Raw genomic sequence first — 26933 nt, 5'->3', positions numbered from 1 at the left:
AGATGTCTGAACCACGTTTCGTCCACCTACGGGTGCACAGCGACTACTCCATGATCGATGGGCTGGCGAAAACCGGACCGCTGGTGAAAAAGGCGGCCGCGTTAGGCATGCCTGCGCTGGCGATCACCGATTTTACCAACCTGTGTGGTCTGGTGAAGTTTTACGGAGCGGGTCACGGTGCGGGTATTAAGCCGATAGTTGGCGCAGATTTTCATGTCCGCAGTGAGCTGTTGGGCGATGAACTCACGCAGCTCACCGTGCTGGCCGCAAATAATACCGGCTATCAGAACCTGACGTTGTTGATTTCGAAAGCCTATCAGCGCGGCTATGGCGCAGAAGGACCGGTTATCGACCGGGACTGGTTGGTTGAGCTAAAAGAAGGTTTGATTTTGCTCTCCGGCGGTCGTATGGGCGATGTCGGACGCAGCCTGCTGCGCGGCAATAGCGCACTGGTTGACGAGTGCGTGGCGTTTTACGAAGAACATTTTCCCAATTGCTATTTCCTCGAACTGATTCGCACCGGCAGGCAAGATGAAGAAAATTATCTGCACGCAGCCGTAGAACTGGCCGAAACGCGTGGTCTACCGGTGGTAGCGACTAACGATGTCCGCTTCCTTGAAACCGGAGATTTCGATGCGCATGAAATCCGCGTGGCAATCCACGACGGGTTTACCCTTGATGACCCGAAACGCCCGCGCAACTATTCGCCGCAGCAGTACATGCGCAGCGAAGATGAGATGTGCGAGCTGTTCTCGGATATTCCGGAAGCGCTGCAAAACACCGTCGAGATAGCCAAACGCTGCAACGTGACGGTGCGTCTGGGCGAATACTTCCTGCCGCAGTTCCCGACCGGCGATATGACCACCGAGGATTTCCTCGTGGCGAAATCACGCGAAGGGCTGGAAGAACGTCTCGAATTTTTGTTCCCTGACCCTGAAGTTCGTGCGCAGAAGCGCCCGCCTTACGATGAACGTCTGGAAGTTGAACTTAAAGTTATCAACCAGATGGGATTCCCAGGCTACTTCCTGATCGTTATGGAATTTATCCAGTGGTCGAAAGATAACGGCGTACCGGTAGGCCCGGGACGTGGTTCCGGCGCTGGCTCACTTGTCGCCTATGCGCTGAAAATTACCGATCTCGATCCGCTGGAGTTTGACCTGCTGTTCGAACGTTTCCTTAACCCGGAACGTGTCTCAATGCCCGACTTCGACGTTGACTTCTGCATGGAGAAACGCGACCAGGTCATCGAGCACGTGGCGGAAATGTACGGTCGTGATGCGGTTTCGCAGATTATTACCTTTGGTACAATGGCTGCAAAAGCGGTTATCCGCGACGTGGGCCGCGTGCTGGGACATCCGTACGGTTTCGTTGACCGTATTTCGAAACTGGTGCCGCCCGATCCGGGCATGACGCTGGCAAAAGCCTTTGAAGCCGAACCCCAACTGCCGGAAATCTATGAGGCAGATGAAGAGGTTAAAGCGCTGATCGATATGGCGCGTAAGCTGGAAGGCGTCACGCGTAACGCCGGTAAGCACGCCGGTGGTGTGGTTATCGCACCGACAAAAATTACTGATTTTGCGCCTCTGTACTGCGATGAGCAGGGGCTGCACCCGGTTACTCAGTTTGATAAGAACGACGTGGAATATGCCGGTCTTGTGAAGTTCGACTTCCTCGGCCTGCGTACGCTCACCATCATCAACTGGGCGCTGGAAATGATCAACGCGCGCCGTGAAAAGAACGGTGAGCCACCGCTGGATATTGCGGCTATCCCGCTGGATGATAAGAAAAGCTTCGATATGCTGCAACGCTCGGAGACCACGGCGGTCTTCCAGCTTGAATCCCGCGGTATGAAAGACCTGATCAAACGTCTGCAGCCTGACTGCTTCGAAGACATGATCGCACTGGTGGCTCTGTTCCGCCCAGGTCCGCTACAGTCGGGGATGGTAGATAACTTTATCGACCGTAAGCATGGTCGCGAAGAGATTTCCTACCCGGACGTACAATGGCAGCATGAGTGTCTGAAACCGGTACTGGAGCCGACCTACGGCATTATCCTGTATCAGGAACAGGTTATGCAGATTGCCCAGGAGTTGTCCGGGTACACCCTTGGCGGCGCGGATATGCTGCGTCGTGCGATGGGTAAGAAAAAGCCGGAAGAGATGGCTAAGCAGCGCGGCACCTTTGAAGAAGGGGCGAAAAAGCGCGGCGTAGACGGCGAACTGGCGATGAAAATCTTTGACCTGGTGGAGAAATTCGCCGGTTACGGATTTAACAAATCGCACTCCGCAGCCTATGCGCTGGTCTCTTACCAGACGCTGTGGCTGAAGGCGCATTATCCTGCTGAGTTTATGGCGGCGGTAATGACCGCCGATATGGATAACACCGAGAAAGTGGTCGGGCTGGTAGATGAATGCTGGCGTATGGGGCTCAAAATCCTGCCGCCGGACATCAACTCCGGTCTTTACCATTTTCACGTGAATGATGATGGCGAGATTGTTTATGGCATCGGCGCGATAAAAGGCGTGGGTGAAGGACCAATTGAAGCTATTATTGAGGCGCGTAACGAAGGTGGTTACTTCCGTGAGTTGTTTGATCTCTGTGCGCGCACGGATATCAAAAAACTTAACCGCCGGGTGCTGGAAAAGCTAATCATGTCCGGGGCGTTTGATCGCCTTGGCCCGCATCGCGCGGCGTTGATGAATTCGCTCAACGATGCGCTAAAAGCCGCCGATCAGCATGCAAAAGCCGAAGCCATCGGTCAGGCCGATATGTTTGGCGTGCTGGCGGAAGAACCGGAGCAAATTGAACAATCCTATGCCAGTTGCCAACCGTGGCCGGAGCAGGTGGTATTAGATGGTGAGCGTGAAACGTTGGGGCTTTACCTGACGGGACACCCCATCAACCAGTATTTAAAAGAAATTGAGCGCTATGTCGGAGGCTACAGGCTGAAAGACATGCATCCGACAGAACGTGGTAAAGTCACCACGGCTGCGGGGCTCGTCATTGCTGCGCGGGTAATGGTCACCAAGCGCGGCAATCGTATCGGCATCTGTACACTGGATGACCGTTCCGGACGTCTGGAAGTTATGTTGTTTACCGATGCTCTGGATAAATACCAGCAATTGCTGGAAAAAGACCGCATACTTATCGTCAGCGGACAGGTCAGCTTTGATGACTTCAGCGGCGGGCTTAAAATGATGGCCCGTGAAGTCATGGATATTGACGAAGCCCGGGAAAAATATGCTCGCGGGCTTGCTATCTCGCTGACGGACAGGCAAATTGATGACCAGCTTTTAAACCGACTCCGTCAGTCTCTGGAACCCCACCGCTCGGGGACAATTCCAGTACATCTCTACTATCAGAGGGCGGATGCACGTGCGCGGTTGCGTTTTGGCGCGACGTGGCGTGTCTCTCCGAGCGATCGTTTGCTAAACGATCTCCGTGGCCTTATTGGTTCGGAGCAGGTGGAACTGGAGTTTGACTAATACAGGAATACTATGAGTCTGAATTTCCTTGATTTTGAACAGCCGATTGCAGAGCTGGAAGCAAAAATCGATTCTTTGACTGCGGTTAGCCGTCAGGATGAGAAACTGGATATTAACATCGATGAAGAAGTGCATCGTCTGCGTGAAAAAAGCGTAGAACTGACGCGTAAAATCTTCGCCGATCTTGGCGCATGGCAGGTAGCCCAACTGGCGCGCCATCCACAGCGTCCGTACACCCTGGATTATGTCCGCCTGGCGTTTGATGAATTTGATGAGCTGGCGGGCGATCGTGCCTATGCGGATGATAAAGCTATTGTTGGCGGTATCGCGCGTCTGGATGGCCGTCCGGTGATGATCATTGGTCATCAGAAAGGCCGTGAGACCAAAGAAAAGATTCGCCGTAATTTCGGCATGCCAGCGCCGGAAGGCTATCGCAAAGCGCTGCGTCTGATGGAAATGGCCGAGCGTTTCAACATGCCGATCATTACCTTCATCGACACCCCAGGGGCTTACCCGGGCGTGGGCGCGGAAGAGCGTGGTCAGTCAGAAGCGATCGCGCGCAACCTGCGTGAAATGTCGCGTCTGAGCGTACCGGTAATCTGCACCGTTATCGGTGAAGGTGGTTCCGGTGGCGCGCTGGCGATCGGTGTAGGCGATAAAGTGAATATGCTGCAATACAGCACCTATTCCGTTATCTCCCCGGAAGGTTGTGCTTCCATTCTGTGGAAAAGCGCCGACAAAGCACCGCTGGCCGCAGAAGCGATGGGAATTGTTGCCCCGCGTCTGAAAGAGCTGAAGCTTATCGACTCTATCATTCCGGAACCGTTAGGCGGTGCACACCGCAATCCAGAAGTGATGGCTGCGTCCCTGAAAGCACAGCTGCTGGCCGATCTCGCCGATCTCGACGTGTTAAGCAAAGACGATCTGAAAAACCGTCGTTACCAGCGTCTGATGAGCTACGGTTACGCGTAAACTGCATTTATTCTGAAAAGGGCCACTACGTTGTGGCCCTTTTTTTTACCTGCGGTTTGACCAGGCTATGATTAACTAAGGTTTTTCCAGGAGGAACGCATGAATATCATTGCCATCATGGGACCGCATGGCGTCTTTTATAAAGATGAGCCCATCAAGGAACTTGAGCGTGCGCTGCAACAGCAGGGATTTCAGATTATCTGGCCGCAGAATAGTGTCGACCTGCTGAAGTTTATCGAACACAACCCGCGAATTTGCGGCGTCATTTTTGACTGGGATGAATATAGCCTTGAGCTGTGCAGTGACATCAACCAGCTCAACGAGTATCTCCCGCTCTATGCCTTTATTAATACCCATTCGACGATGGATGTCAGTGCGCACGACCTGCGCATGGCGCTGTGGTTTTTTGAGTATGCGCTGGGTCAGTCTGAAGACATTGCCACCCGCATTCGCCAGTACACCAGCGAATACCTCGATAACATTACGCCTCCGTTCACCAAGGCGCTGTTTACCTATGTGAAGGAAGGGAAGTATACCTTTTGTACGCCTGGACATATGGCGGGTACGGCGTACCAGAAAAGCCCGGTCGGCTGCCTGTTCTATGATTTCTTTGGCGGCAATACGCTGAAAGCCGACGTGTCCATTTCCGTAACCGAACTGGGCTCATTGCTTGATCATACCGGTCCGCACCTTGAAGCGGAGGAGTACATCGCTCGCACCTTTGGTGCCGAACAGAGCTATATGGTGACTAACGGCACCTCGACATCGAACAAGATTGTCGGTATGTATGCTGCGCCTGCAGGCAGTACGCTACTGATTGACCGCAACTGCCATAAGTCGCTGGCGCATTTGCTGATGATGAGCGATGTGGTGCCAATCTGGTTGAAGCCTACGCGTAACGCGTTGGGGATCCTCGGCGGTATACCCCGTCGGGAATTTACCCATGCAAGTATTGAACGCAAGGTAGAAGAGACGACTCAGGCGCAATGGCCGGTACACGCGGTGATCACCAACTCCACCTATGACGGGCTGCTTTATAACACCAACTGGATCAAGCAAACCTTGGATGTGCCCTCCATCCATTTTGATTCAGCCTGGGTGCCGTATACCCATTTTCATCCGATATATCAGGGGAAAAGCGGGATGAGCGGCGAACGGGTACCGGGAAAGGTGATATTTGAAACCCAGTCCACCCACAAGATGCTGGCGGCGTTGTCACAGGCTTCGCTGATCCACATTAAGGGTGACTATGATGAAGACACGTTCAACGAAGCCTTTATGATGCACACCTCCACGTCTCCGAGCTACCCGATTGTGGCGTCGATAGAAACGGCGGCGGCAATGCTGCGTAGTAATTCCGGCAAGCGGTTAATCAATCGTTCGGTGGAACGGGCGTTGCATTTCCGTAAAGAAGTGCAGCGTCTGCGCGAAGAGTCGGATGGCTGGTTCTTTGATATCTGGCAGCCGGAAAAGGTCGATGAAGCAGAATGTTGGCCGGTAGCGCCAGGTGAAGACTGGCACGGATTTGTTGATGCTGATGCCGACCACATGTTCCTCGACCCGGTGAAGGTCACGATTCTGACGCCGGGAATGGATGAACAGGGAAATATGAGCGAAGAGGGGATCCCCGCGGCGTTGGTGGCGAAATTCCTTGATGAACGCGGCGTCGTCGTCGAAAAAACGGGACCGTATAACCTGTTGTTCCTGTTCAGTATTGGCATAGATAAAACCCGGGCGATGGGGCTGCTACGTGGCCTGACGGAATTTAAGCGCTCGTACGATCTGAATTTACGCGTGAAAAATATGCTGCCGGATCTGTATGCTGAAGATCCCGATTTCTATCGCAATATGCGTATTCAGGATCTGGCACAGGGGATCCATAAGCTGATCCGCCAGCACGATCTCTCCGGACTGATGCTGCGGGCATTTGATACCTTGCCGGAAATGAAAATGACACCGCACCAGGCCTGGCAGCGGCAGATCAAAGGTGAGGTGGAAACCGTGGCACTTGATCAACTGGTAGGACGCGTGTCCGCCAATATGATCCTGCCTTATCCTCCCGGCGTGCCGCTCTTGATGCCCGGGGAAATGATCACTGCCAAAAGCCGGGCTGTCCTCGATTTTCTTCTGATGCTGTGTTCGGTGGGGCAGCGCTACCCGGGATTTGAAACCGATATCCATGGCGCTAAACTGGGCGAGGATGGTGTGTATCGCGTGAGAGTCTTAAAAATGGCATAACGACTTGCCTGACCCTAAGACGTACGAGTAACGTTCTGACAGAAAAATGAAAGAGGCGATGACGCTATGCTGAGATTAAAACAGGTTCACCATATTGCCATTATTGCGACGGACTACGCGGCAAGTAAGGCATTTTACTGCGATGTGCTTGGCTTTACACTGATGAGCGAAGCCTATAGGGAAGAGAGAGACTCGTGGAAAGGCGATCTGGCATTGAACGGCCAGTATGTGATTGAGCTTTTTTCTTTCCCGTTTCCACCTTGCCGTCCGAGCCGACCGGAAGCCTGCGGTTTGCGTCATCTGGCGTTCAGCGTGGAGGATGTGGAAAAGTCGATCGCGCATCTGGAAGCACACCACGTGAAGTGTGAATCCATACGTATCGATCCATTTACCGGTAAACGCTTTACGTTTTTCAACGATCCGGACGGATTGCCCCTCGAACTGTACGAGCTGTAAGGCTTGTCATTGTGGCGTTAGCCCGGTAACGTGCCGGGCAATGCCATTGTAAGTAACCATCATGACGACACTCACGCTGAACACTTCACTGCTGAATTCTCAATCGATTTTGGTCGCCTTTAGCGGCGGGCTGGACTCAACCGTACTCCTGCATCAGCTGGTGCAGTGGCGAGCGCAGCATCCTGAGGTCGCTTTACGCGCAATCCATATTCATCACGGATTAAGCCCACATGCAGACAGTTGGGTGCAGCACTGTGAGTCAGTATGTATGCAGTGGCAGGTGCCGCTAGTGGTTGAGCGGGTACACCTTGAGGACGATGGCCTGGGCATCGAAGCTCAGGCACGACGCGCGCGCTATCAGGCATTTGCGCAGACCTTACTACCGGGCGAGGTGCTGATGACCGCCCAGCATCTCGATGACCAGTGTGAAACCTTTTTGCTGGCGCTTAAGCGCGGCAGCGGCCCTGCCGGACTTTCCGCCATGGGCGAAAACTCACCGTTCGCCGGAACCCAGCTGATTCGACCGCTGCTGGCGCAAACGCGAGAGGCGCTTGAAGCATGGGCGCGGCAGCATGAATTATGCTGGATTGAAGATGAAAGCAATCAGGATGATACCTACGATCGCAATTTCCTCAGATTGTGCGTTACCCCATTGCTGCAACAGCGCTGGCCGCACTTCGCGCAAGCCGTAGCCCGCAGCGCCGCGCTGTGTGCTGAGCAGGAGAGTTTACTGGATGAACTGCTGGCCAGCGATTTAGCCAATTGCATCACAGCCCACGGCACACTGTTACTGGCACCGTTAATGATGATGAGCGACGTGCGTCGTGCCGCGCTGCTTCGTCGCTGGCTGGCGGGGTTAAATGCGCCGATGCCTTCTCGTGATGGACTGGAACGTATCTGGCAGGAAGTGGCGCTGGCGCGGGAAGATGCCTCACCCTGTTTTCGCCTCGGGGAGTACGAGGTCCGCCGTTATCAGTCACAGCTGTGGTGGGTGAAGTCAGTCGATGGGCAAAGCGAAACCGTTATCCCATGGCTAGAGTGGAAAACACCGTTGGCGCTGCCTGCCGGATTGGGTTCGGTTCAGTTAATCTCTGCGGGTGAATTGCGCATGCCGCAAGCGGATGAAGCTGTCAGCATTCGTTTCAAAGCACCAGGGTTATTGCATATTGTCGGGCGTAACGGTGGACGGAAATTAAAGAAAATCTGGCAGGAGCAGGGGATCCCGCCCTGGCGACGAGATACCACACCGCTGCTGTTTTACGGCGAAACGTTGATTGCGGCTGCGGGTGTTTTCGTGACGCGTGAGGGAGCGGCGGATGATGAAGAAGGCGTGAGTCTGATTTGGTGTGGAAAGTAGGCCGGATAAGGTGCTTTGCACCGTTATCCGGCACCAAAATAATCAGGATTCGCTGACCACCACGGTACCGATTTGCGGGTGGCTGAAGCTGGCAATTTTGTCGAGACGAAGCTCCCGGGTTTCACCTGCGACATCTGCGACCAGATACTCCACGTTTTTGCGTGAAACCAGGTCGTTCGCTTTCGCCTGCAAAACTTCGCCATCTTTTAACGCCAGCGTCAGTAACAAATGGTGCTGGCAGGCGAGTTCAAGATTGTCGTAATCATCGCAGTTGATGGGTTGATACGTTTCATTCATTGACATAATCGCTCACCAGTAAGTTCGCGGCAGCATAGGCCGCTTTTTCCCTGACCGACTCTGGAAGGGCGCTGTCTGTCGCCACTTCATTAAGCACCTTCAATACGCAACCCAGCGCATCCGGGATATACCCTAAGTCTCCGCTGGCGATTTCCGCGTACCGCTTGCGTATTAACTCACAATATTTTTCCACATGCCCTCCTGTCAGCACTCTGACTTAACCGTGGATGCAAGTCTAAGCCTACGAAGATAAACTCTGTTTAGCAAGGTGACTATACCATACTCATTCAAGCAATATCAGCGCCTTGATAGGTGAGCAGTTAGCAGCCTTTTGCCGCAGTTTTCGCTACAATGTGCGCCTGATTCGAAAGGAGTTCTCCCATGGCGCTTAAAGCGACAATTTATAAAGCCGTCGTCAACGTAGCGGATCTTGACCGCAACCAGTTTCTTGACGCGGCCTTGACGCTGGCGCGTCACCCCTCTGAAACCCAGGAGCGCATGATGCTGCGCCTGCTGGCCTGGATTAAATATGCCGATGAACGGCTGCAGTTCACGCGTGGCCTGAGCGCGGAAGACGAGCCTGAAGCATGGCTGCGTAACGACCATCTGGGCATCGATCTTTGGATTGAGCTGGGTCTGCCGGATGAGCGCCGTATCAAGAAAGCCTGTACCCAGTCTGGTGAGGTTGCTCTGTTTGCCTACAACAGCCGTGCGGCTCAGATCTGGTGGCAGCAAAACCAGAACAAATGTGCGCAGTTTAAAAATCTCACCGTGTGGTATCTGGATGATGAACAGCTGGCGCAACTGAGTGATTTTGCTGGTCGTACAATGGCGCTGCAGGCGACTATTCAGGACGGCGCTATTTGGCTGTCCGATTCTCAGAACAATCTGGAAATTCATCTGACTGCGTGGCAGCCGCGTTCATGATTGTTCTCTCCCGAAACGTCTCTATCCCTGATAATGAGCTGGAAATCACGGCGATTCGGGCACAAGGCGCGGGTGGTCAGCACGTTAACAAGACCTCGACGGCTATCCATTTGCGCTTTGACATTCGGGCCTCGAGCCTGCCAGAGTATTACAAGGAACGCCTGCTGGCCGCCAGCCATCATCTGATTAGCGGCGATGGCATTATTATCATTAAGGCGCAGGAATACCGTAGCCAGGAGCTCAATCGGGAAGCGGCAATCTCCCGACTGGTGGCGGTGATAAAAGAATTAACCGCGGTGCAAAAAAGCCGACAGGCAACTCGCCCTACGCGCGCCTCGAAAGAGCGCAGGTTGTCATCGAAGGCGCAAAAATCCACAGTGAAAGCACTGCGCGGGAGAGTTCGTCGAACGCAAGACTGACGAGCGGGAATAAAAATTAATAAGGAATTGATAGTGAAAACAGCAATATTGTCCGTGGTCGCTGCATGCACGCTTTTTTCCTTGATCGGCTGTAATAACCGTACTGAAGTTGAAGTACTACAGCCGACGCGGGCGGCAGAATTAAAACCGATGCAGCAAAGCTGGCGTGGCATCTTACCTTGCGCGGACTGCGAAGGGATTGAAACCTCTCTGTTTCTGGAAAAAGACGGCACATGGGTGATGAACGAACGCTATCAGGGCGTGCGGGATGAACCGTCTTCGTTTGCCTCTTATGGCACATGGGCGCGTACAGCCGACAAACTGGTGCTGACCGACAGTAAAGGTGAAAAATCGTACTACCGGGCTAAAGGCGAGGCGCTGGAAATGCTCGATCGTGAAGGTAACCCGATTGAGTCACAGTTTAACTACACGCTCCAGCCGGTTTCCGCCAGCTTACCGGTGACGCCAATGCCGATGCGAGGCATGTATTTCTACATGGCTGACGCGGCAATCTTTACCGACTGCGCAACGGGTAAACGGATGCCGGTGGCGAATAACGCTCAGCTTGAACGCGACTATTTAGCCGCTCGTGCGGAAAACGGACAGTCCGTACTGCTGACGCTTGAGGCGCATTTCACGCTGGAGTCAAACCCGGATACGGGTGAGAAAGTGAAAACGTTGATGGCGGATAAAGACGCGAAATTTATCCCTGGTAAAGCGTGTAATTAATCGATAGAAAAAAGGCCCTGATAATCAGGGCCTTTTTGTTGGTATTAGCCTTTAATGGCTTTGACCAGGAAGTCGACGATGTCGCCGGTTTTAATCAGCTCTTTCTCGCCGTTACGACGGTATTTGTATTCGATATCGTCGTTGTCGAGGTTACGGTCGCCCAGCACGATGGTGTGTGGGATACCGATCAGTTCCATATCGGCAAACATCACGCCCGGACGCTCTTTACGATCGTCCATCAGCACTTCGATACCCTGCGCGCGCAGCTCAGTGTACAGCTTTTCAGCCAACTCCTGCACACGGTAGGATTTGTGCATGTTCATCGGCAGAATGGCGACCTGGAACGGGGCAATGGCATCTGGCCATACGATGCCACGATCGTCAAAGTTCTGTTCAATAGCAGCAGCGACTACGCGAGTGACCCCGATACCGTAGCAGCCCATAGTCAGCGTCTGGTTACGGCCATCTTCGCCCTGAACAGCGGCTTTCATCGCTTCAGAGTACTTGGTACCCAACTGGAAGATGTGGCCGACTTCGATACCGCGTTTGATCATCAGCGTACCTTTGCCGTCCGGGCTAGGGTCGCCGGCGACCACGTTACGGATGTCAGCAACTTCCGGGGTGGCCACGTCGCGATCCCAGTTGATACCGAAATAGTGTTTACCGTCGATGTTGGCACCGGCAGCGAAATCGCTCATTACTGCAACGGTACGGTCGATAACCACCGGAATTGGCATATTCACCGGACCGAGCGAGCCAGGACCTGCTTTTACCAGCGCACGAATTTCTTCTTCGGTGGCAAAGGTCAGCGGGCTGGCAACCTGCGGCAGTTTTTCCGCTTTGACTTCGTTCAGCTCGTGATCGCCACGAACCAGCAGGGCGACCAGCGGGTAGCTGCTGCCTTCAACCGCTTTCACCAGCAGGGTTTTCACGGTTTTTTCGATAGGCAGGTTGAACTGCTCAACCAGTTCGGCGATGGTTTTAGCGTTCGGCGTATCTACCAACGTCATTTCCTGGGTTGCTGCCCCGCGCGGCTCTTTCGGCGCAACGGCTTCGGCAAATTCGATGTTCGCCGCATAGTCAGAGGAGTCGGAGAAGATCACATCGTCTTCGCCGCTCTGCGCCAGCACCTGGAATTCGTGAGAGGCGCTGCCGCCGATAGAACCGGTATCCGCTTGTACTGCACGGAAATCCAGTCCCATACGGCTGAAGATTTTGCTATACGCAGCGTACATCGCGTCGTAGGTTTCCTGCAGGGATTCCTGAGAGGTGTGGAAAGAGTATGCATCTTTCATCAGGAATTCGCGGGAGCGCATCACGCCGAAGCGTGGACGGACTTCGTCACGGAATTTGGTCTGAATCTGATAGAAGTTCAGCGGCAGCTGTTTGTAAGAGCTCAGCTCGTTACGGATCAGGTCGGTGATCACTTCTTCATGCGTTGGGCCGAGGACGAACGAACGATCGCCACGGTCAGCAATTCGCAGCAGTTCCGGGCCGTATTGTTCCCAACGGCCGCTCTCTTCCCACAGTTCAGAAGGCTGAACGACCGGCATCAACACCTCGATCGCACCGGCGTTGTTCATCTCTTCACGCACGATGTTTTCGACTTTTTTCAGGACGCGCACGCCGGTCGGCAGCCAGGTATATAACCCGGAGGCCAGCTTGCGGATCATCCCGGCGCGCAGCATCAGCTGGTGGCTGATGACTTCGGCGTCGGCAGGTGTCTCCTTCAGAGTGGAGAGCAGATATTGGCTAGTACGCATGTTGTTACGGTTCCAGTTGAACGATCGAACAGGCTCAAAACGAGCCTGGCACAAAACAAAAGTGGTTTAGTTTACCAGCGAGAAAGGGATGTCAAAAGAGTACGCGACGCAAATTAGCGGGCTTCCAGAGCAAAGACCTCAAATCCTGACGGCGTGACGCGCCAGCGGACGTTAAAGTCCAGCAGCCAGACGGCGTAGGTTTTGCCTTCTTCCTCGTTTTTACGATAGGCAGGACGCGGATCCTGCGCCAGCACTTCGGCAATAAACTGACGAAGATGCGGGTAACGTTGTTCGAGCTTCGGTAGCTGCTCCGCGAGATCTTCACTGAACGTCACGTCTATGCTGGCCTTGGGGGCATCCTGAGCATAGCTGGCGCGAGCATCGGGTAACGATTCGGCAAACGGCAGATACGGTTTTATATCTACGACTGGCGTGCCATCAACAAGATCCAGCCCACCGAGTTCGAGGATCACGTGCTCTTTATGGCAGCGGATGCCCCGTAGCTCAACCAACGACATGCCAACAGGGTTAGGACGAAACGTTGAACGCGTGGCAAAGACACCCATTCTGGCGTTGCCGCCAAGGCGGGGAGGGCGCACGGTTGGACGCCATCCACCTTCCATTGTCTGGTGAAAAACAAAAATCACCCACAAATGACTGAAGGCTTCCAGGCCGCGAACGGCATCGGCCTGGTTATAAGGTGCGAGCAAATGCAGTTCACCGCTGGCGCTTTTCACCAGACCGGGCTGGCGTGGAACGGCGAACTTTTCTTTATAAGGTGAGCGGATAACGCCTATTTGCTCGAACTGAAAATGGCTCATTTCGCCGAAATGTTCAGTGCAGAACCGATGCAAACCGCCTGACGATAGCAACCCGGCGTTCCGCTGGTCACTTCGCAACTGTGCAGCAATACCGCATTAGCTTTCATTTTTGATGCGTTAATCTGCATGCGTTTGCGTGCGGTTGGAATGCTCGGAGGGGAATCCTGGTTTGAAGCCTGGCAGGATTCACCGCTAACTTCGCCAAGATCGCGGAACGGTTTGCCTACTAAATCTTCAGCGTTAGTAATGATTCTTACCGGCGTAGCGCGCGGTGCTTTCGGTTTTTCCGGCTCCGCTTTCGGCGGGGTTGCGGTGCTTTGAACGGGTTCAACAGGGGATCTGCTTAACATAGAACAGCCGCTCAGCAAGAGTGCTACTAAACAGATCGGTAAAGCACGCATAATATTTCCTCAATGAATGATCTAAACGTCAGATATTGAATCAGGTGCTTGCATAAATGACAAGACGGGCAAGCGCCCGTCCTGATGATATTACAGATTCTGTAAACAGCCTAAAATTACCAGCCCTTAACAGCACCGCCGTTGAAGACTTTGTTTGCTGCTTCGTACACTTCGTCAGACTGGTATGCTTCAACGAATTTCTTCACGTTCTCAGCATCTTTATTGTCTTCACGAGTTACAATCAGGTTTACGTACGGGGAATCTTTATCTTCAACAAAGATACCGTCTTTTGCCGGAGTCAGGCCGATCTGGCTGGCGTAGGTGGTGTTGATGACCGCCAGTGCGATTTGTGCATCGTCCAGGGAACGCGGCAGCTGCGGTGCTTCCAGTTCAACCAGCTTCAGGTTTTTCGGGTTTTCAATCACGTCCAGCGCGGTCGGCAGCAAGCCAACACCGTCTTTCAGTTTGATTAAGCCCACTTTTTGCAGCAGCAGCAAGGAACGACCAAGGTTAGTCGGGTCGTTTGGAATCGCGACCTGGGAACCGTCCTGCAGCTCATCCAGTGATTTGATTTTTTTGGAGTAGCCCGCAATCGGGTAAACAAAAGTATTGCCTACAGCAACCAGCTTATAACCGCGATCTTTGATCTGCTGGTCCAGGTACGGTTTGTGCTGGAAGGCGTTAGCATCGATATCGCCTTTGCTCAGCGCTTCGTTAGGCAGAACGTAATCGTTAAACGTGACCAGCTCAACGTCCAGACCGTATTTTTCTTTTGCCACTTTCTGCGCGACTTCTGCAACCTGCTGCTCTGCGCCAACAATAACGCCCACTTTGATGTGATTAGGATCTTTTTCATCCTGACCGCAACCCACAAGTGCCAGAGAACCGATCAGGGCTCCAACTGCCGCAAAGGTTTTGAATTTGAACGCCATGCTTATTTCCTTTTCTTAATGAGTTTTTAGTGTTGTGTGCAACGTTATTTGTGCGTGACAGCCCGGACGATGCGATCGCCGGATAACTGAATTAAATAAACCAGAACGACGAGCAATACCAGTACTGTATTCATTACGGTAGCGTTGTAACCAATATAGCCGTACTGATAGCCAATCTGTCCAAGACCACCGGCACCGACGGCACCGCCCATCGCGGAGTAACCAACCAGCGTGATAAGGGTGATGGTGGCCGCATTGACCAGTCCTGGCAGTGCTTCTGGCAGTAATACCTTACGTACAATTTGCAGCGGCGTGGCGCCCATCGCACGAGAGGCTTCTATCAGCCCGGTCGGGATTTCGAGCAGCGCGTTTTCCACCATACGGGCGATAAACGGCGCGGCACCGACGGTCAGCGGAACGATAGCTGCCTGCAGTCCGATAGAGGTGCCTACGATCATGCGGGTGAACGGAATCATCCACACCAGTAAGATGATGAACGGGATGGAACGGAAAATGTTCACCAGCGCAGAGAGCGTACGGTAGAGCTTCGCGTTCTCAATAATTTGCCCCGGACGTGTTACGTACAGCAACACGCCAACCGGCAGACCAATCACAAAGCCAAAAAAACCGGACACAAAGGTCATTGCCAGCGTTTCCCATACGCCGCGAACCAGCAGCCACATCATCGGCTCAGACATAACCCAGTACCTCTACTTTTACATGGTGTTCCTGCAACCAACTGATGGCTGCTTGTGTATCTTCCTGTGTGCCGTGCATTTCAGTCAGCATGATGCCGAACTTCACACCGCCGGCGTAATCCATCTGCGCGCTAATAATGTTGTTATTCACATTAAACCGACGGGCCGTCTCAGAAAGTAGCGGTGCATCGACCGAATGGCCGGTGAATTCCATACGCAGCATCGGCACGCTGTCGGCTTCCGGCTCCGCTTTCAAACGTTCCAGATAATCTTCCGGAATATCCAGGTGCAGCGTGGACTGGATAAATTTCTGTGCCAGCGGCGTTTTCGGATGTGAGAACACTTCACTAACGGTGTCTTGCTCAATCAGTTCACCATTGCTGATGACCGCCACGCAGTCACAAATACGTTTTACAACGTCCATTTCGTGGGTAATCAGCAGAATGGTGAGTCCCAGACGACGATTAATATCTTTCAATAATTCCAGAATCGAGCGGGTCGTTGCCGGATCGAGTGCGCTGGTGGCTTCATCGCACAGCAACACTTTGGGATTACTTGCCAGCGCACGGGCGATCGCCACACGCTGTTTTTGTCCACCGGAAAGGTTGGCCGGGTAGCTATCGTGCTTGTCTCCAAGACCAACCAAATCCAACAGTTCTGTTACGCGGCGTTTGATCTCTTCTTTTGGCGTATTATCCAGTTCCAGCGGTAGTGCGACGTTACCGAACACCGTACGGGAAGAGAGCAGGTTAAAGTGCTGAAAAATCATACCGATTTGACGGCGAGCTTTAGTCAACTCCGACTCAGAAAGCGTGGTCAGCTCCTGACCGCCAACCTGAACGCTGCCTTCGGTAGGGCGTTCGAGTAGGTTAACGCAGCGGATGAGCGTACTTTTACCGGCGCCGGAGGCGCCAATAACGCCATAAATCTGCCCGGCAGGAACATGCAGGCTGACATTATTTAGCGCCTGAATGGTGCGAGTCCCCTGCTGGAACACTTTGGTGATATTCGAAAGTTTAATCATTGGTTATTTATTATCGTAATTAAGTTAGCCGTGGCATTTTCGTCTGTCAGGTACGGTCGAAGCCGTCAACAAGATGGATGTTAAGGCATCCAGACGTCTAAATCAATCGGGCTTTGCACGATGAGCACTTTCTTGCCCGCTGAAACATGCGATACTAGAGTCACATGCCTTATTCAGGAGCTATAAAAGGTGGCAAAGTCTGTACCCGCAATTTTTCTCGACCGTGACGGTACCATTAATGTGGACCACGGTTATGTACATGAGATCGACGAGTTTGAGTTTATCGACGGCGTTATTGATGCCATGCGTGAACTTAAAAAGATGGGTTACGCGCTTATTATCGTGACGAACCAGTCTGGTATCGCGCGTGGTAAATTTACTGAGGCGCAGTTTGAAACGTTGACCGAATGGATGGACTGGTCGCTGGCCGATCGCGACGTTGAGCTGGATGGCATCTACTACTGCCCGCATCACCCACAGGGTACTGTAGAAGAGTATCGTCAGGTCTGCGACTGTCGTAAACCACATCCTGGCATGTTTATCTCCGCCCGAGACTTCTTGCACATCGATATGGCCGCTTCTTATATGGTAGGCGACAAAATTGAAGATATGCAGGCGGCGGCAGCTGCGAATGTTGGCACGAAGGTATTGGTGCGCACAGGCAAACCCGTCACGCCAGAAGCTGAAAATGCGGCAGATTTGGTCATAAATAGTCTGGCAGACCTGCCGATGGCGATAAAAAAGCAGCAAAAGTAAGCGTTGTGGATAAAAGGTGAGCGGTTGAAACAAAAATGCATTTTTCCGCTTGTCTTCCTGAGTCGACTCCCTATAATGCGCCTCCATCGACACGGCGGATGTGAATCACTTCACACAAACAGCCGGTTCGGTTGAAGAGAAAAACCTGAAAATGAGGGTTGACTCTGAAAGAGGAAAGCGTAATATACGCCACCTCGCGACAGAGCGCTAAAGCGCGTCGCAACTGCTCTTTAACAATTTATCAGACAATCTGTGTGGGCACTCGAAGATACGGATTCTTAACGTCGCAAGACGAAAAATGAATACCAAGTCTCAACGAGTGAACACGTAATTCATTACGAAGTTTAATTCATTGAGCATCAAACTTTTAAATTGAAGAGTTTGATCATGGCTCAGATTGAACGCTGGCGGCAGGCCTAACACATGCAAGTCGAACGGTAGCACAGAGGAGCTTGCTCCTTGGGTGACGAGTGGCGGACGGGTGAGTAATGTCTGGGAAACTGCCCGATGGAGGGGGATAACTACTGGAAACGGTAGCTAATACCGCATAACGTCGCAAGACCAAAGAGGGGGACCTTCGGGCCTCTTGCCATCGGATGTGCCCAGATGGGATTAGCTAGTAGGTGGGGTAACGGCTCACCTAGGCGACGATCCCTAGCTGGTCTGAGAGGATGACCAGCCACACTGGAACTGAGACACGGTCCAGACTCCTACGGGAGGCAGCAGTGGGGAATATTGCACAATGGGCGCAAGCCTGATGCAGCCATGCCGCGTGTATGAAGAAGGCCTTCGGGTTGTAAAGTACTTTCAGCGAGGAGGAAGGTGTTGTGGTTAATAACCGCAGCAATTGACGTTACTCGCAGAAGAAGCACCGGCTAACTCCGTGCCAGCAGCCGCGGTAATACGGAGGGTGCAAGCGTTAATCGGAATTACTGGGCGTAAAGCGCACGCAGGCGGTCTGTCAAGTCGGATGTGAAATCCCCGGGCTCAACCTGGGAACTGCATCCGAAACTGGCAGGCTAGAGTCTTGTAGAGGGGGGTAGAATTCCAGGTGTAGCGGTGAAATGCGTAGAGATCTGGAGGAATACCGGTGGCGAAGGCGGCCCCCTGGACAAAGACTGACGCTCAGGTGCGAAAGCGTGGGGAGCAAACAGGATTAGATACCCTGGTAGTCCACGCCGTAAACGATGTCGACTTGGAGGTTGTGCCCTTGAGGCGTGGCTTCCGGAGCTAACGCGTTAAGTCGACCGCCTGGGGAGTACGGCCGCAAGGTTAAAACTCAAATGAATTGACGGGGGCCCGCACAAGCGGTGGAGCATGTGGTTTAATTCGATGCAACGCGAAGAACCTTACCTACTCTTGACATCCAGAGAACTTAGCAGAGATGCTTTGGTGCCTTCGGGAACTCTGAGACAGGTGCTGCATGGCTGTCGTCAGCTCGTGTTGTGAAATGTTGGGTTAAGTCCCGCAACGAGCGCAACCCTTATCCTTTGTTGCCAGCGGTTAGGCCGGGAACTCAAAGGAGACTGCCAGTGATAAACTGGAGGAAGGTGGGGATGACGTCAAGTCATCATGGCCCTTACGAGTAGGGCTACACACGTGCTACAATGGCATATACAAAGAGAAGCGACCTCGCGAGAGCAAGCGGACCTCATAAAGTATGTCGTAGTCCGGATTGGAGTCTGCAACTCGACTCCATGAAGTCGGAATCGCTAGTAATCGTGGATCAGAATGCCACGGTGAATACGTTCCCGGGCCTTGTACACACCGCCCGTCACACCATGGGAGTGGGTTGCAAAAGAAGTAGGTAGCTTAACCTTCGGGAGGGCGCTTACCACTTTGTGATTCATGACTGGGGTGAAGTCGTAACAAGGTAACCGTAGGGGAACCTGCGGTTGGATCACCTCCTTACCTTAAAGAACCGACCTTTGCAGTGCTCACACAGATTGTCTGATGAAAAGTAAATAGCAAGGCGTCTTGCGATTGAGACTTCAGTGTCCCCTTCGTCTAGAGGCCCAGGACACCGCCCTTTCACGGCGGTAACAGGGGTTCGAATCCCCTAGGGGACGCCACTTGCTGGTATGTGTGAGTGAAAGTCGCCGACCGAAGTATCTCAAAACTGACTTACGAGTCACGTTTGAGATATTTGCTCTTTAAAAATCTGGATCAAGCTGAAAATTGAAACGACACACTGTTTCATTTCTCCGTAATAAGAAATGAAAAGCGGTGTGTTCGAGTCTCTCAAATTTTTGCAAGCCGATGATGAATCGAAAGAAACATCTTCGGGTTGTGAGGTTAAGCGACTAAGCGTACACGGTGGATGCCCTGGCAGTCAGAGGCGATGAAGGACGTGCTAATCTGCGATAAGCGTCGGTAAGGTGATATGAACCGTTATAACCGGCGATTTCCGAATGGGGAAACCCAGTGTGATTCGTCACACTATCATTATGTGAATACATAGCGTAATGAAGCGAACCGGGGGAACTGAAACATCTAAGTACCCCGAGGAAAAGAAATCAACCGAGATTCCCCCAGTAGCGGCGAGCGAACGGGGAGCAGCCCAGAGTCTGAATCAGCATGTGTGTTAGTGGAAGCGTCTGGAAAGTCGCACGATACAGGGTGAAAGTCCCGTACACAAAAGTGCATGTGTTGTGAACTCGAAGAGTAGGGCGGGACACGTGGTATCCTGTCTGAATATGGGGGGACCATCCTCCAAGGCTAAATACTCCTGACTGACCGATAGTGAACCAGTACCGTGAGGGAAAGGCGAAAAGAACCCCGGCGAGGGGAGTGAAAAAGAACCTGAAACCGTGTACGTACAAGCAGTGGGAGCATCCTTCGGGGTGTGACTGCGTACCTTTTGTATAATGGGTCAGCGACTTATATTCTGTAGCAAGGTTAACCGAATAGGGGAGCCGAAGGGAAACCGAGTCTTAACTGGGCGTTAAGTTGCAGGGTATAGACCCGAAACCCGGTGATCTAGCCATGGGCAGGTTGAAGGTTGGGTAACACTAACTGGAGGACCGAACCGACTAATGTTGAAAAATTAGCGGATGACTTGTGGCTGGGGGTGAAAGGCCAATCAAACCGGGAGATAGCTGGTTCTCCCCGAAAGCTATTTAGGTAGCGCCTCGTGAATTCATCTTCGGGGGTAGAGCACTGTTTCGGCTAGGGGGTCATCCCGACTTACCAACCCGATGCAAACTGCGAATACCGAAGAATGTTATCACGGGAGACACACGGCGGGTGCTAACGTCCGTCGTGAAGAGGGAAACAACCCAGACCGCCAGCTAAGGTCCCAAAGTCATGGTTAAGTGGGAAACGATGTGGGAAGGCACAGACAGCCAGGATGTTGGCTTAGAAGCAGCCATCATTTAAAGAAAGCGTAATAGCTCACTGGTCGAGTCGGCCTGCGCGGAAGATGTAACGGGGCTAAACCATGCACCGAAGCTGCGGCAGCGACACTATGTGTTGTTGGGTAGGGGAGCGTTCTGTAAGCCGTTGAAGGTGTATCGTGAGGTATGCTGGAGGTATCAGAAGTGCGAATGCTGACATAAGTAACGATAATGCGGGTGAAAAACCCGCACGCCGGAAGACCAAGGGTTCCTGTCCAACGTTAATCGGGGCAGGGTGAGTCGACCCCTAAGGCGAGGCCGAAAGGCGTAGTCGATGGGAAACAGGTTAATATTCCTGTACTTGGTGTTACTGCGAAGGGGGGACGGAGAAGGCTATGTTAGCCGGGCGACGGTTGTCCCGGTTTAAGCATGTAGGCGGAGGTTCCAGGTAAATCCGGTATCTTATTAACGCTGAGGTGTGATGACGAGGCACTACGGTGCTGAAGTAACAAATGCCCTGCTTCCAGGAAAAGCCTCTAAGCATCAGGTAACACGAAATCGTACCCCAAACCGACACAGGTGGTCAGGTAGAGAATACCAAGGCGCTTGAGAGAACTCGGGTGAAGGAACTAGGCAAAATGGTGCCGTAACTTCGGGAGAAGGCACGCTGATATGTAGGTGAAGTGATTTACTCATGGAGCTGAAATCAGTCGAAGATACCAGCTGGCTGCAACTGTTTATTAAAAACACAGCACTGTGCAAACACGAAAGTGGACGTATACGGTGTGACGCCTGCCCGGTGCCGGAAGGTTAATTGATGGGGTTATCCGTAAGGAGAAGCTCTTGATCGAAGCCCCGGTAAACGGCGGCCGTAACTATAACGGTCCTAAGGTAGCGAAATTCCTTGTCGGGTAAGTTCCGACCTGCACGAATGGCGTAATGATGGCCAGGCTGTCTCCACCCGAGACTCAGTGAAATTGAACTCGCTGTGAAGATGCAGTGTACCCGCGGCAAGACGGAAAGACCCCGTGAACCTTTACTATAGCTTGACACTGAACACTGGTCCTTGATGTGTAGGATAGGTGGGAGGCTTTGAAGTGTGGACGCCAGTCTGCATGGAGCCATCCTTGAAATACCACCCTTTAATGGCTGGTGTTCTAACGTAGACCCGTAATCCGGGTTGCGGACAGTGTCTGGTGGGTAGTTTGACTGGGGCGGTCTCCTCCTAAAGAGTAACGGAGGAGCACGAAGGTTAGCTAATCCTGGTCGGACATCAGGAGGTTAGTGCAAAGGCATAAGCTAGCTTGACTGCGAGAGTGACGGCTCGAGCAGGTGCGAAAGCAGGTCTTAGTGATCCGGTGGTTCTGAATGGAAGGGCCATCGCTCAACGGATAAAAGGTACTCCGGGGATAACAGGCTGATACCGCCCAAGAGTTCATATCGACGGCGGTGTTTGGCACCTCGATGTCGGCTCATCACATCCTGGGGCTGAAGTAGGTCCCAAGGGTATGGCTGTTCGCCATTTAAAGTGGTACGCGAGCTGGGTTTAGAACGTCGTGAGACAGTTCGGTCCCTATCTGCCGTGGGCGCTGGAGAATTGAGGGGGGCTGCTCCTAGTACGAGAGGACCGGAGTGGACGCATCACTGGTGTTCGGGTTGTCATGCCAATGGCATTGCCCGGTAGCTAAATGCGGAAGAGATAAGTGCTGAAAGCATCTAAGCACGAAACTTGCCCCGAGATGAGTTCTCCCTGACCCTTTAAGGGTCCTGAAGGAACGTTGAAGACGACGACGTTGATAGGTCGGGTGTGTAAGTGTAGCGATACATTGAGCTAACCGATACTAATGAACCGTGAGGCTTAACCTTACAACGCCGAAGGTGTTTTGGCGAAGAGACGTCGAAATTCAGCTTGATTACAGATTACATCGACATGCAAAAGCGTGTTGATAAACAGAATTTGCCTGGCGGCTGTAGCGCGGTGGTCCCACCTGACCCCATGCCGAACTCAGAAGTGAAACGCCGTAGCGCCGATGGTAGTGTGGGGTCTCCCCATGCGAGAGTAGGGAACTGCCAGGCATCAAATTGCAGTAAACCGGGATGAAAATCCGGGTGGTGACAAAGAAATTCGGTGGAGCGGTAGTTCAGTTGGTTAGAATACCTGCCTGTCACGCAGGGGGTCGCGGGTTCGAGTCCCGTCCGTTCCGCCACTTATTAAGAGCCCTGAGCTAACGCTCAGGGCTTTTTCTTTGTTTGCAATTTAATTATTGCTGAATCCGCAAAAATCCTCTGCATTTTTCACTCTTTTTCTATAAAGAGCTTAAGCTCATAATCCTCTCAGTTAACGAACATAGTGATTAAAAAGAGGAATTCTATGACTATCCCTGCATTCGGTTTAGGTACTTTTCGCCTGAAAGACGACGTGGTTATCGCTTCTGTTAAAACGGCGCTTGAGCTAGGCTACCGTGCTGTCGACACTGCACAAATCTATGATAATGAAGCGGCTGTTGGTCAGGCGATTGCCGAAAGTGGCGTACCGCATAACGAGCTGTATATCACCACCAAGATCTGGATTGAAAATCTCAGCAAAGAAAAACTGATCCCAAGCCTGAAAGAAAGCCTGAAGAAGTTGCGTACAGATTATGTCGATCTGACGCTGATCCACTGGCCATCTCCAGGTGATGCGGTATCTGTTGAGGAATTCATGCAGGCGCTGCTCGAAGCAAAACAGCAGGGACTGACTCGTGAAATTGGTATCTCAAACTTCACCATTCCGCTGATGGAAAAAGCCATTGCCGCAGTAGGTGCAGAGAATATCGCGACTAACCAGATTGAGCTTTCTCCGTATCTGCAGAGCCGTAAGGTGGTTGACTGGGCGAAAGCACACGGTATCCACATCACCTCTTACATGACGCTGGCTTACGGTAAAGCGCTGAAAGATGAAGTGATTGCGCACATTGCCGCTAAACATAACGCGACCCCGGCGCAGGTTATTCTGGCATGGGCAATGGGGGAAGGTTACTCCGTAATTCCTTCTTCTACCAAACGTGAAAACCTGGCAAGCAACCTGCTGGCGCTGGAACTGCATCTGGATGCCGAAGATAAAAAAGCGATCGCGGCACTGGACTGCAACGATCGTCTGGTCAGCCCGGAAGGTCTGGCCCCTGATTGGGATTAATTGCCTGACCCTCTGTACCCATTAACCCTCTTTCACAGCTCCTTCGGGAGCTGTTCTTATATATTCACTTAAAAAGTCGATAAATGCCCGGATGCGCGTACTGACGGCACGATCGCTGTAATAAACTGCGCTAAAAGGCATCTCTACCGGCAGACGTTTATCTGCCAATAATTCCACCAGTTCACCCCGCGCGATCTCTTTATCTATCATATAATCTGAAAGACATGCGATGCCGTTGCCATTCAGGCAAAGCTGTTTTAGCGTTTCTCCACTGTTGGAAGAAATTCCGCACTCAACCTCATGCAGCTGTCCGTCGCTACAGGCAATCGGCCAGGTATTGAGTGAAACCGGTTCGGAAAACCCCAGACACAGATGCTGGTTTAACTCCTCGACGCTCTCTGGCTTGCCAAAACGGGCAATGTAGTCCGGTGAGGCAATAATCTTACGATAGCTGGTAAATAGCGGACGCGCACGTAGACTCGAGTCAGTCAGTGTACCCGCTCGTATAGCAACATCCACTTTTCGTTCAATAAGATTGATGAACGTTTCTGAGGAGACGAGAGACAACGTCATCTCGGGATACCGTTCCCGGAACGGCTTGATTAGTGGCATCAGGAAATGCAACATCACCGGTGTTGCTGCGTCGATGCGCAGCAGGCCGCGCGGAGTATTACGCGACTCCATGATTTCAGTTTCTGCTGCAGCCATCTCTTGCAGTATCTGCTGCACCCGCCTGAAGTAGCGCTCTCCTTCTTCGGTCAGGCTTAGCTGTCGGGTCGTGCGATTAAGCAAACTGACGCCCAGTTTCATCTCCAGCTTTTTTACTGCCCGGCTGACCGCAGAATTGGCTTGTCCAAGCTGTTCTGCCGCCCGGCTAAAGCTGCCGCTTTCCACTACCGCCACAAAAATTGCAAGTTCTTCGGAGGTTGCTTTCATTTTTGCACCTGACGCAAAATTATATTGAGATTTTGAATATTTTTGTCATTAAAACATCCAGGCATACTGCGTGTCATCTGATTACTGATGTTACGGAGTTATTTATGCCTCTCGCTTTATTTGCACTAACAATAAGTGCCTTCGCTATAGGCACTACCGAGTTTGTGATTGTTGGTCTGGTGCCGACCATCGCTCAACAGCTGGCGATCTCGTTACCTTCCGCCGGGATGCTGGTTTCAATCTATGCGCTGGGTGTGGCAATTGGCGCGCCGGTACTGACCGCTCTGACCGGACGCCTGCCACGTAAACAGTTACTGGTTGCGCTGATGGTTCTGTTTACGGCGGGGAATATGCTGGCATGGCAGGCACCCGGGTATATGACACTCATTGTTGCTCGTCTGCTGACTGGGCTGGCACATGGCGTATTCTTCTCGATTGGTTCTACCATCGCGACAAGTCTGGTGCCAAAAGAGAAAGCGGCTTCCGCCATTGCCATTATGTTTGGTGGCTTAACGGTGGCGCTAGTCACCGGCGTGCCGCTGGGAACATTTATCGGTCAGCACTTTGGCTGGCGTGAGACTTTCCTCGCGGTATCAATGTTAGGCGTGATTGCACTGATCAGTAGCCAGTTACTGATCCCTGCCAACATTCCCGGTCGTGCTGCCGCCAGCATTCGCGACCAGGTGAAGGTGCTGACTCATCCCCGTCTGTTGCTGATTTACGCCGTTACGGCACTGGGCTACGGCGGTGTATTCACGGCATTCACCTTCCTTGCACCGATGATGCAGGATCTGGCGGGATTCTCTCCCGCAGCAGTAAGCTGGATCTTACTGGGTTACGGTGTTTCAGTGGCTATCGGTAATATCTGGGGCGGTAAGCTGGCGGATAAACATGGTGCGGTTCCGGCGCTGAAATTCATTTTCGCCGCGCTGTTTGTTCTGCTGATGGTCTTCCAACTGACGGCCTCCACGCAATACGCCGCGCTGGCTACCATTCTGGTGATGGGGATCTTTGCCTTTGGTAACGTACCGGGATTGCAGGTCTACGTGGTACAGAAAGCTGAGCAATTTACGCCTAATGCTGTAGATGTGGCGTCAGGGCTAAACATTGCGGCGTTTAACATTGGGATTGCGCTGGGGTCAGTGATTGGCGGGCAAACGGTCGAGCATTATGGTTTAGCACAGACGCCGTGGATTGGCGCCCTCATTGTTCTGGTAGCTTTCCTGCTGATGGGTGTCAGCGGTCGTCTTGATAAACCCGTGCGTGTTGCTCTGGGGTAAATCATTGATGTAAGCGCCCACTTACAAAACAAACTGCAATTGTTCGTTGAAAGTGAGTGCTAAAATCCCTATAACAGAAGAACCAGTCCGGCTGCGGACTGGTTGACGTTACAGAGGTTTGAAAGTCTAAAGTGCGAAAAAACACCTATGCCATGCGTTATGTTGCCGGACAACCCGCCGAGCGGATTTTACCGCCGGGGTCGTTTGCGCATATTGGCCAGGCATTACCCGCAGGCGTTCCGTTAAGTAGTGAAGACCGCATTCGCGTGCTGGTATGGAATATTTTTAAACAGCAGCGCGCAGAATGGCAGTCGGTGCTGAAGAATTTTGGCAAAGATGCGCATCTGGTATTATTACAGGAAGCGCAAACCACGCCAGAACTGGTGCAGTTTGCGACCGCTAACTACCTTGCTGCCGATCAGGTTCCTGCCTTTGTGCTGCCTCAGCATCCCTCTGGCGTCATGACGCTCTCTGCTGCTCATCCTGTTTACTGTTGTCCATTGCGCGAGCGTGAGCCTATTTTACGGCTGGCAAAATCGGCTCTGGTAACGGTGTATCCGCTGCCTGACTCTCGATTATTAATGGTGGTGAATATCCACGCGGTTAACTTTAGCCTCGGCGTCGATGTTTATAGTAAGCAGTTACTTCCCATTGGCGATCAGATTGCTCATCACAGCGGTCCGGTTATTATGGCCGGTGATTTTAATGCCTGGAGTCGTCGACGGATGAATGCGCTGTACCGCTTTGCGCGTGAAATGTCGCTGCGCCAGGTACGTTTTACTGACGATCAGCGCCGACGCGCGTTTGGTCGCCCTCTCGATTTTGTGTTCTATCGTGGTCTGAACGTGAGTGAAGCCTCTGTGCTGGTCACCCGTGCATCCGATCACAACCCGCTACTCGTTGAATTCAGTCCCGGCAAACCTGAACAATAA

The 26933-nt window shown here is 52.5% G+C and carries 21 protein-coding genes, 2 tRNA genes and 3 rRNA genes; 17 read left to right on the top strand and 9 right to left on the bottom strand.

Going from position 1 to position 26933, the window contains the following annotated elements:
- Positions 1-2: 2 nt before the first annotated feature.
- From dnaE to tilS, 5 genes are all read left to right on the top strand, one after another.
- The gene (gene dnaE / locus SK35_RS19830) at positions 3-3485 is read left to right on the top strand and encodes a DNA polymerase III subunit alpha (protein WP_032942408.1); all 3483 of its coding nucleotides are present in this window, start codon (positions 3-5) and stop codon (positions 3483-3485) included.
- Between the two features lie 12 nt (positions 3486-3497).
- Positions 3498-4457, top strand: a complete 960-nt coding sequence (accA, locus tag SK35_RS19825; RefSeq protein WP_003829164.1) for an acetyl-CoA carboxylase carboxyl transferase subunit alpha — start codon at positions 3498-3500, stop codon at positions 4455-4457.
- Between the two features lie 99 nt (positions 4458-4556).
- The gene (gene ldcC / locus SK35_RS19820) at positions 4557-6695 is read left to right on the top strand and encodes a lysine decarboxylase LdcC (protein ID WP_048214886.1); all 2139 of its coding nucleotides are present in this window, start codon (positions 4557-4559) and stop codon (positions 6693-6695) included.
- A gap of 66 nt (positions 6696-6761) precedes the next feature.
- On the top strand, positions 6762-7151 hold the full coding sequence (locus tag SK35_RS19815) for a VOC family protein (protein ID WP_048214885.1): 390 nt from the start codon (positions 6762-6764) through the stop codon (positions 7149-7151).
- 61 nt (positions 7152-7212) lie between these two features.
- On the top strand, positions 7213-8508 hold the full coding sequence (gene tilS, locus SK35_RS19810) for a tRNA lysidine(34) synthetase TilS (protein WP_048214884.1): 1296 nt from the start codon (positions 7213-7215) through the stop codon (positions 8506-8508).
- Between the two features lie 42 nt (positions 8509-8550).
- Here the strand turns inward: tilS and rof are convergent, their stop codons facing one another.
- Positions 8551-8811, bottom strand: a complete 261-nt coding sequence (gene rof, locus SK35_RS19805; protein ID WP_003018503.1) for a Rho-binding antiterminator — start codon at positions 8809-8811, stop codon at positions 8551-8553.
- A complete protein-coding gene (locus SK35_RS19800; protein WP_048214883.1) occupies positions 8798-8998 on the bottom strand; it encodes a YaeP family protein in 201 nt (66 codons plus the stop codon). Before SK35_RS19800 ends, rof begins: the two co-directional genes overlap by 14 nt.
- Before the next feature lie 188 nt (positions 8999-9186).
- Between SK35_RS19800 and SK35_RS19795 the strand changes: the two genes are divergently transcribed.
- Genes SK35_RS19795 through nlpE form a run of 3 tightly spaced genes read left to right on the top strand, consistent with a single transcriptional unit; the run spans position 9187 to position 10880 of the window.
- A complete protein-coding gene (locus SK35_RS19795; RefSeq protein WP_003018497.1) occupies positions 9187-9732 on the top strand; it encodes a YaeQ family protein in 546 nt (181 codons plus the stop codon).
- Positions 9729-10151 (top strand): alternative ribosome rescue aminoacyl-tRNA hydrolase ArfB, encoded by a 423-nt coding sequence (arfB, locus tag SK35_RS19790; RefSeq protein ID WP_032942412.1) that lies wholly within the window; start codon positions 9729-9731, stop codon positions 10149-10151. The genes SK35_RS19795 and arfB overlap by 4 nt, the downstream gene beginning before the upstream one ends.
- Positions 10152-10181: 30 nt before the next feature.
- Entirely contained in the window at positions 10182-10880 is a 699-nt protein-coding gene (gene nlpE / locus SK35_RS19785) for an envelope stress response activation lipoprotein NlpE (protein ID WP_085951559.1), read from the top strand.
- A gap of 44 nt (positions 10881-10924) precedes the next feature.
- On the opposite strand, the gene proS is transcribed toward nlpE, so the two are convergent.
- From proS to metN, 6 genes are all read right to left on the bottom strand, one after another.
- Positions 10925-12643 carry a proline--tRNA ligase gene (gene proS / locus SK35_RS19780; protein WP_048214882.1) on the bottom strand — a complete coding sequence of 573 codons (1719 nt, stop codon included), beginning with the start codon at positions 12641-12643 and terminating at the stop codon, positions 10925-10927.
- A 113-nt stretch (positions 12644-12756) separates the two neighbouring features.
- Positions 12757-13464: a tRNA (N6-threonylcarbamoyladenosine(37)-N6)-methyltransferase TrmO gene (gene tsaA, locus SK35_RS19775; RefSeq protein ID WP_008786279.1), complete on the bottom strand. Its 708-nt coding sequence runs from the start codon at positions 13462-13464 to the stop codon at positions 12757-12759.
- Entirely contained in the window at positions 13461-13865 is a 405-nt protein-coding gene (gene rcsF, locus SK35_RS19770; protein WP_003018477.1) for an Rcs stress response system protein RcsF, read from the bottom strand. The genes tsaA and rcsF overlap by 4 nt, the downstream gene beginning before the upstream one ends.
- A 116-nt stretch (positions 13866-13981) precedes the next feature.
- Complete coding sequence (metQ, locus tag SK35_RS19765) at positions 13982-14797, bottom strand: methionine ABC transporter substrate-binding lipoprotein MetQ (RefSeq protein ID WP_003829145.1); 816 nt, start codon at positions 14795-14797, stop codon at positions 13982-13984.
- A 44-nt stretch (positions 14798-14841) separates the two neighbouring features.
- Positions 14842-15495, bottom strand: coding sequence for a methionine ABC transporter permease MetI (locus SK35_RS19760; RefSeq protein ID WP_003018471.1), 654 nt, complete (start codon positions 15493-15495; stop codon positions 14842-14844).
- Positions 15488-16519, bottom strand: a complete 1032-nt coding sequence (gene metN, locus SK35_RS19755; RefSeq protein ID WP_003829140.1) for a methionine ABC transporter ATP-binding protein MetN — start codon at positions 16517-16519, stop codon at positions 15488-15490. The genes SK35_RS19760 and metN overlap by 8 nt, the downstream gene beginning before the upstream one ends.
- A gap of 189 nt (positions 16520-16708) precedes the next feature.
- Between metN and gmhB the strand changes: the two genes are divergently transcribed.
- From gmhB to dkgB, 7 genes are all read left to right on the top strand, one after another.
- Entirely contained in the window at positions 16709-17275 is a 567-nt protein-coding gene (gene gmhB, locus SK35_RS19750) for a D-glycero-beta-D-manno-heptose 1,7-bisphosphate 7-phosphatase (RefSeq protein WP_003829138.1), read from the top strand.
- Positions 17276-17644: 369 nt separating this feature from the next.
- Positions 17645-19186, top strand: a 16S ribosomal RNA gene (locus SK35_RS19745).
- A gap of 85 nt (positions 19187-19271) precedes the next feature.
- A tRNA-Glu gene (locus SK35_RS19740) sits at positions 19272-19347 on the top strand.
- 221 nt (positions 19348-19568) lie between these two features.
- Positions 19569-22476, top strand: a 23S ribosomal RNA gene (locus SK35_RS19735).
- Positions 22477-22570: 94 nt separating this feature from the next.
- Positions 22571-22686, top strand: a 5S ribosomal RNA gene (rrf, locus tag SK35_RS19730).
- Together the 16S, 23S and 5S rRNA genes with 2 tRNA genes alongside form the textbook arrangement of a ribosomal RNA operon.
- A gap of 54 nt (positions 22687-22740) precedes the next feature.
- A tRNA-Asp gene (locus tag SK35_RS19725) sits at positions 22741-22817 on the top strand.
- Positions 22818-22981: 164 nt separating this feature from the next.
- The gene (dkgB, locus tag SK35_RS19720) at positions 22982-23785 is read left to right on the top strand and encodes a 2,5-didehydrogluconate reductase DkgB (protein WP_048214881.1); all 804 of its coding nucleotides are present in this window, start codon (positions 22982-22984) and stop codon (positions 23783-23785) included.
- 21 nt (positions 23786-23806) lie between these two features.
- Here the strand turns inward: dkgB and yafC are convergent, their stop codons facing one another.
- Positions 23807-24721, bottom strand: coding sequence for a DNA-binding transcriptional regulator YafC (yafC, locus tag SK35_RS19715; RefSeq protein ID WP_008783768.1), 915 nt, complete (start codon positions 24719-24721; stop codon positions 23807-23809).
- A 104-nt stretch (positions 24722-24825) separates the two neighbouring features.
- Here yafC and SK35_RS19710 point away from each other — a divergent pair, with 104 nt between their 5' ends.
- The gene (locus SK35_RS19710) at positions 24826-26001 is read left to right on the top strand and encodes an MFS transporter (RefSeq protein ID WP_048216355.1); all 1176 of its coding nucleotides are present in this window, start codon (positions 24826-24828) and stop codon (positions 25999-26001) included.
- A gap of 131 nt (positions 26002-26132) precedes the next feature.
- Complete coding sequence (locus tag SK35_RS19705) at positions 26133-26933, top strand: endonuclease/exonuclease/phosphatase family protein (RefSeq protein WP_008783770.1); 801 nt, start codon at positions 26133-26135, stop codon at positions 26931-26933.

Source organism: Citrobacter sp. MGH105 (genome assembly GCF_001037485.2).
Classification (GTDB): Bacteria; Pseudomonadota; Gammaproteobacteria; order Enterobacterales; family Enterobacteriaceae; genus Citrobacter; species Citrobacter portucalensis.
Note: the sequence above shows the minus strand (reverse complement) of the source record. Positions and strands in the feature narration are given on the sequence as shown.